Annotated in this window: 3 protein-coding genes; all 3 read left to right on the top strand. The window is 75.1% G+C overall.

Annotated elements, in window-relative coordinates; translation table 11 throughout:
* The first annotated feature begins 195 nt into the window (after nt 1-195).
* Nucleotides 196-1797 carry an ATP-binding cassette domain-containing protein gene (locus WML84_RS12390; protein ID WP_347346450.1) on the top strand — a complete coding sequence of 534 codons (1602 nt, stop codon included), beginning with the start codon at nt 196-198 and terminating at the stop codon, nt 1795-1797.
* Between the two features lie 123 nt (nt 1798-1920).
* Complete coding sequence (locus WML84_RS12385) at nt 1921-2091, top strand: hypothetical protein (RefSeq protein ID WP_347346449.1); 171 nt, start codon at nt 1921-1923, stop codon at nt 2089-2091.
* A gap of 180 nt (nt 2092-2271) precedes the next feature.
* Nucleotides 2272-5431: DEAD/DEAH box helicase (locus tag WML84_RS12380; RefSeq protein ID WP_347346448.1), on the top strand; the 3160-nt coding region annotated here is incomplete at its 3' end.

Raw genomic sequence — 5431 nt, 5'->3', positions numbered from 1 at the left:
CCGACGCCCTGTCCCGAGTGTGAGGAAAGACGTTGACGAAGAGCGACGCGACCGCGCTGTAATCGCGCAGATCCGTCGACCCGACGTGTCCGCGCCCCGAAGCCGCGCAGACCCGTCGACCCGCCGTCCTCCTCCTCGAACGAGGCCTCTCGGTGTTCCCCGGTGTCTGCGCACCCACGACACCGAGGAGGCACCATGCCTGCACCCACCACATCCGCGGTCGTCCTCGACCGCGTCACCTTCACCTGGCCGGACGGCACGACCGCGCTGTCCGGCGTCAGCGGCGCGTTCACCGCGGGCCGCACCGGCCTCGTCGGCCGGAACGGCTCGGGCAAGTCCACGCTGCTGCGCCTGATCGCGGGGGCTGCGGCCCCGTCATCCGGCACGCTCGTCGTGAACGGCTCGGTCGCGCTGCTGCCGCAGCAGCTCACGCTCGGCGTCGACAGACCGGTCGCGGAGCTTCTCGGCGTGGCCGAGCAGCTGGACGCCGTCCGCGCGATCGCCGCGGGCGACGTCGACCCGCGCCGGTTCGACGCGGTCGGCGACGACTGGGACGTCGAGGCGCGTGCGACGGCGGCGCTCGCCGAGGCCGGCCTGCCGCCGGGCGCGCTCGACCGCACCGTCGGAGAGCTCTCCGGCGGAGAGGCGGTGCTCGCCGCCCTCGTCGGCGTGCGCCTGCGGGGAGCCGCGATCACGCTGCTCGACGAGCCGACCAACAACCTCGACCGCGACGCGCGGGCGCGCGTGTACGACCTCGTCCGAGGCTGGCGCGGCACGCTCATCGTGGTGAGCCACGACACGGCGCTGCTCGAGCTCATGGACGACACCGCGGAGCTGTACGGCAGCGAGCTCACGACGTTCGGCGGACCGTACTCGCAGTGGCGGGCGTGGCTGGACGCCGAGCAGGACGCCGCGCGGCAGGCCGAGACCGCCGCGCGCCAGGTCGTGCGGCAGGAGCGGCGCGACCGCATCCAGCAGGAGTCGGTGCTCGCCAAGCGCGCCGCGATGGGCAGGAAGGCCAGCGCCGAGAAGCGGGAGCCGAAGATCATCATGAACGCGAAGAAGCGCGCCGCGCAGGAGTCGGCGGGCCGGCTGCGCGTCGAGGCGGCGGGCAAGGAGTCGGAGGCGAGGGCGGCGCTCGACGCCGCGGAGCGGCGCGTGCGCGACGACGACTCCGTGCGCATCGATCTGCCCGACCCCGGCGTCGCAGCCGGGCGTCGCATCGCGACGCTCGGCGACGGCGAGCGCTCCTGGATCGTGCAGGGGCCGGAGCGGGTGGCCCTCGTCGGACCCAACGGCGCGGGCAAGACCACGCTGCTCGAGGCCCTCGTGGCCTCCGCCGGGCGCGACGAGGGCCCGGCCCTTCGGGCGAACGCCCACACCGACCGCATCGGCTACCTGTCGCAGCGGGTCGACGGGCTCGACGACGCCGCGTCCGTGCTCGACGACGTGCGCGCCGCGGCGCCCCGGCTGCCGGTGGCCGAGGTGCGCAACCGGCTGGCACGGTTCCTCATCCGCGGCGACACGGCGCTGCGTCCCGTCGCCGCGCTCTCGGGCGGCGAGCGGTTCCGCGTGGCGCTCGCCCGCCTGCTGCTGGCCGACCCGCCGCCGCAGCTGCTGGTGCTCGACGAGCCGACCAACAACCTCGACCTCGACACGGTCGACCAGCTCGTCGACGCCCTGTCGGCCTACCGGGGCGCGGTGCTCGTCGTCAGCCACGACGACGGCTTCCTCGCCCGACTGGGCCTCGACCTCGCGCTCGAGCTGCGCGACGGGAGGCTCGCCGAGGTGACGTGACCAGGGTCGCGGGGTCTCGCGAGACGGCAGCGGCGCGCTGCACCATCGCGCGATCCGTTGTCAAGGGGGCGGCCCCCGCGCGCGCCGGCGACTAGCGTGGCCCGCCCAGAGAGAGGAACAGCCATGAACCGCGACGTGGACCAGGCACAGAACGACCCCGAGGGCGAGCCGAAGCCGGGAGGCCTCGGCCAGGACGGCACCATCCCGCCCGCGCCGGACGGCGTCGCCGCCGGCCACACCGGCGAGCCGTCGACGTTCGAGCCCGAGGAGGACGAGCTCGCCGACCAGGAATGAGGGGGCGGTTCGCGATCCGGCGCATCGCGCTCCGTCGCCCGCGGGAGACCCCGGACTCCCCGCGTGCGGCGGGGCGCGCGATGGAGCCCCGCGCCGGATCGCGAACCGATCCGGGGCGACGGGCGCTACGCCACGGACGAACGCCGGCCGCGTGTCGGAGGCAGCCGCGATGATGGAGGCATGAGCGACGCCCTCGAGCGGTTCGGGCCTGCCACGCAGGACTGGTTCCGCGACGCCTTCGCTCAGCCGACGACCGCGCAGGCCGGCGCGTGGGACGCGATCTCCGCCGGCAAGCACGCGCTGGTCGTCGCGCCGACAGGCTCGGGCAAGACCCTGTCGGCGTTCCTCTGGGCGATCGACCGCATCTTCCGCGAGCCGTACCGCCCTCCTCGCACGCGCAAGCGGGGGGATGCCGTGCCCCCGCGCACGCGCGTGCTCTACGTCTCGCCGCTGAAGGCCCTCGGCGTCGACGTCGAGCGCAACCTCCGCTCGCCGCTCGTCGGCATCGGGCAGGCCGCGCGCCGGCGGGGCGTCCCGGTGCCCGACGTCACGGTCGGCGTCCGCTCCGGCGACACGACCTCCGCCGATCGCCGCAAGCTCGTGACCGATCCGCCCGACATCCTCATCACGACGCCGGAGTCGCTCTACCTCATGCTCACGAGCCAGGCGGCCGAGACCCTGCGCGGCGTCCACACCGTCATCGTCGACGAGGTGCACGCGGTCGCGGCCACCAAGCGCGGCGCCCATCTGGCGGTGAGCCTCGAGCGACTCGACGCGCTGCTCGAGCGGCCCGCCCAGCGCATCGGGCTGTCCGCCACGGTGCGGCCGATCGACGAGGTCGCACGCTTCCTCGGCGGCGCGGCGGCGGTCGAGATCGTCGCGCCGCGCGCGACCAAGGCGTTCGACCTGCGCGTCGTGGTCCCGATGGACGACATGCTCAACCCGCCCCCGCCCCCGGGGACGGACGCCGGAGGCGACGCCGGAGGCGGCGGGGCGGCGGATCCCGATGGCGGGGCGGCGGATCCCGACGGCGGGCCGGACGGCGACGGGGACTGGTTCGCGCCTCCGCCGTCGACGGAGATGACCGGGTCGGTGTGGCCGCACGTCGAGGAGGCGATCGTCGACCGCATCCTCGCGCACCGCTCCACGATCGTGTTCGCGAACTCGCGACGGCTCGCCGAGCGCCTCACCGGGCGGCTCAACGAGATCCACGCCGAGCGGCTCGGGCTCGACGTGCCCGACCCGACCGTGCCCGCGGCCATGGGGGCCCACGGAGCAGAGGCTCCGCGCGGCGCGAATGCGACGCGTGGAGGGGCGAACGGGGAGGCCCAGGCCGGGATCTCGTCGGGGGTCGCCCCGATCCTCGCGAAGGCGCACCACGGATCGGTGTCGAAGGAGCAGCGGGCGCAGGTCGAGGACGAGCTGAAGTCCGGCATCCTGCGCTGCGTCGTCGCGACGTCGAGCCTCGAGCTCGGCATCGACATGGGCGCCGTCGACCTCGTCATCCAGGTCGAGGCGCCGCCGTCGGCCGCCTCGGGGCTGCAGCGCGTGGGTCGCGCCGGGCACCAGGTCGGCGAGGTGAGCCGCGCGGCGCTGTTCCCCAAGCACCGCGGCGACGTGCTGCACACCGCCGTGGTCACCGAGCGCATGCTGGCCGGCCAGATCGAGGCGATCGCGGTGCCGCAGAACCCGCTCGACATCCTCGCCCAGCAGACGGTCGCGGCGTGCGCCGTCGGCCCTGTCGACGTCGAGGGCTGGTTCGAGACGGTCAAGCGCTCCGCGCCGTTCCGCACGCTCCCCCGCTCGGCGTACGAGGCGACGCTCGACCTCCTCGCCGGACGCTTCCCGTCCGACGAGTTCGCCGAGCTGCGCCCGCGCATCGTGTGGGATCGCGACCACGGCACGCTCACCGGCAGGCCCGGCGCGCAGCGGATCGCGGTCACGAGCGGCGGCACCATTCCCGATCGGGGCCTGTTCGGCGTCTTCGTCGCGGGCGAGGCCCGCAACGCGCGCGTGGGCGAGCTCGACGAGGAGATGGTCTACGAGTCGCGCGTGGGCGACGTGTTCACCCTCGGCACGACCAGCTGGCGCATCGTCGAGATCACCCACGACCGCGTGAACGTGCTGCCCGCCTTCGGCCAGCCGGGCAAGCTGCCGTTCTGGCACGGCGACGGCCTCGGCCGGCCCGCCGAGCTGGGCGAGGCGCTCGGGCGCTTCTCGCGCGAGATCGCCACGGCATCCGTCGAGAAGGCCACCGCGCGCCTGCGCGAGTCGGGCCTCGACGACAACGCGATCGGCAACCTGCTCGCCTACCTCGCCGAGCAGCGCGAGGCCACCGGCAGCCTTCCCACCGACCGCACGCTGACCGTCGAGCGCTCGCGCGACGAGGTCGGCGACTGGCGCATCATCCTGCATTCCCCGTACGGCATGCACGTGCACGCGCCGTGGGCGCTGGCGGTGAACGCGCGCATCCGCGAGCAGCTGGGGGTCGAGGGGGCCGCGGTCGCGAGCGACGACGGGATCATCGCGCGCGTCCCGGATGCCGCGGCCGAGCCTCCCGGCGCCGACCTGTTCGTCTTCGACCCCGACGAGCTGGAGCAGCTGGTCACGGCGGAGGTCGGCGGCTCGGCGCTGTTCGCCTCGCGGTTCCGGGAGTCGGCGGCGCGCGCCCTGCTCCTCCCCCGCCTGAACCCGTCGCGCCGGTCGCCGCTGTGGCAGCAGCGGCAGCGCTCCGCGCAGCTGCTGGAGGTCGCGCGGCGGCATCCGACGTTCCCGATCATCCTCGAGACGCTGCGCGAGGTGCTGCAGGACGTCTACGACCTGCCGGCGCTGCTGCGCATCGCGCGGTCGATCGGCGACCGGCGCATCCGGCTCGTCGAGACGACGACCGCGCAGCCGTCGCCGTTCGCGCGCGACCTGCTGTTCGGCTACGTCGGCGCGTTCATGTACGAGGGCGACTCGCCGCTGGCCGAGCGGCGCGCGGCGGCGCTGTCGGTCGACCCGGCCCTGCTGAGCGAGCTGCTCGGCAAGGTCGAGCTGCGCGAGCTCCTCGACCCGGGCGTCATCGCGCAGTTCGAGCGCGAGGCGCAGCGGCTCGATCCCGAGCGCCGCGTCCGGGGCGTCGAGGGCGTCGCCGACCTGCTGCGTCTGCTGGGCCCGCTCGACGCCGCCGAGGTCGCCGAACGGCTCGAGGTCGGCGAGGCGGACCGTTCCGTCCGGGACGCCGCCGGATCGGTCGGCACGGCCACGCGGCCGGTCCCGCCCGAGGCCGGGCAGACGTCCCGAACGCCGCACGAGGCGCCGCCGCGCGGCCACGACGACGCGCCGGCCGCACGGCCCG

The organism is Microbacterium sp., assembly GCF_039812165.1.
GTDB lineage: Bacteria > Actinomycetota > Actinomycetes > Actinomycetales > Microbacteriaceae > Microbacterium.
The sequence above is the reverse complement of the archived record's forward strand: the minus strand, read 5'-3'. Positions and strand labels throughout refer to the sequence as shown.

Excerpts from the sequence above, each read along its gene's own strand:
- WML84_RS12390 (WP_347346450.1), top strand. The coding sequence starts at position 196 with ATGCCTGCACCCACCACATCCGCGGTCGTCCTCGACCGCGTCACCTTC.
- WML84_RS12385 (WP_347346449.1), top strand. The coding sequence starts at position 1,921 with ATGAACCGCGACGTGGACCAGGCACAGAACGACCCCGAGGGCGAGCCG.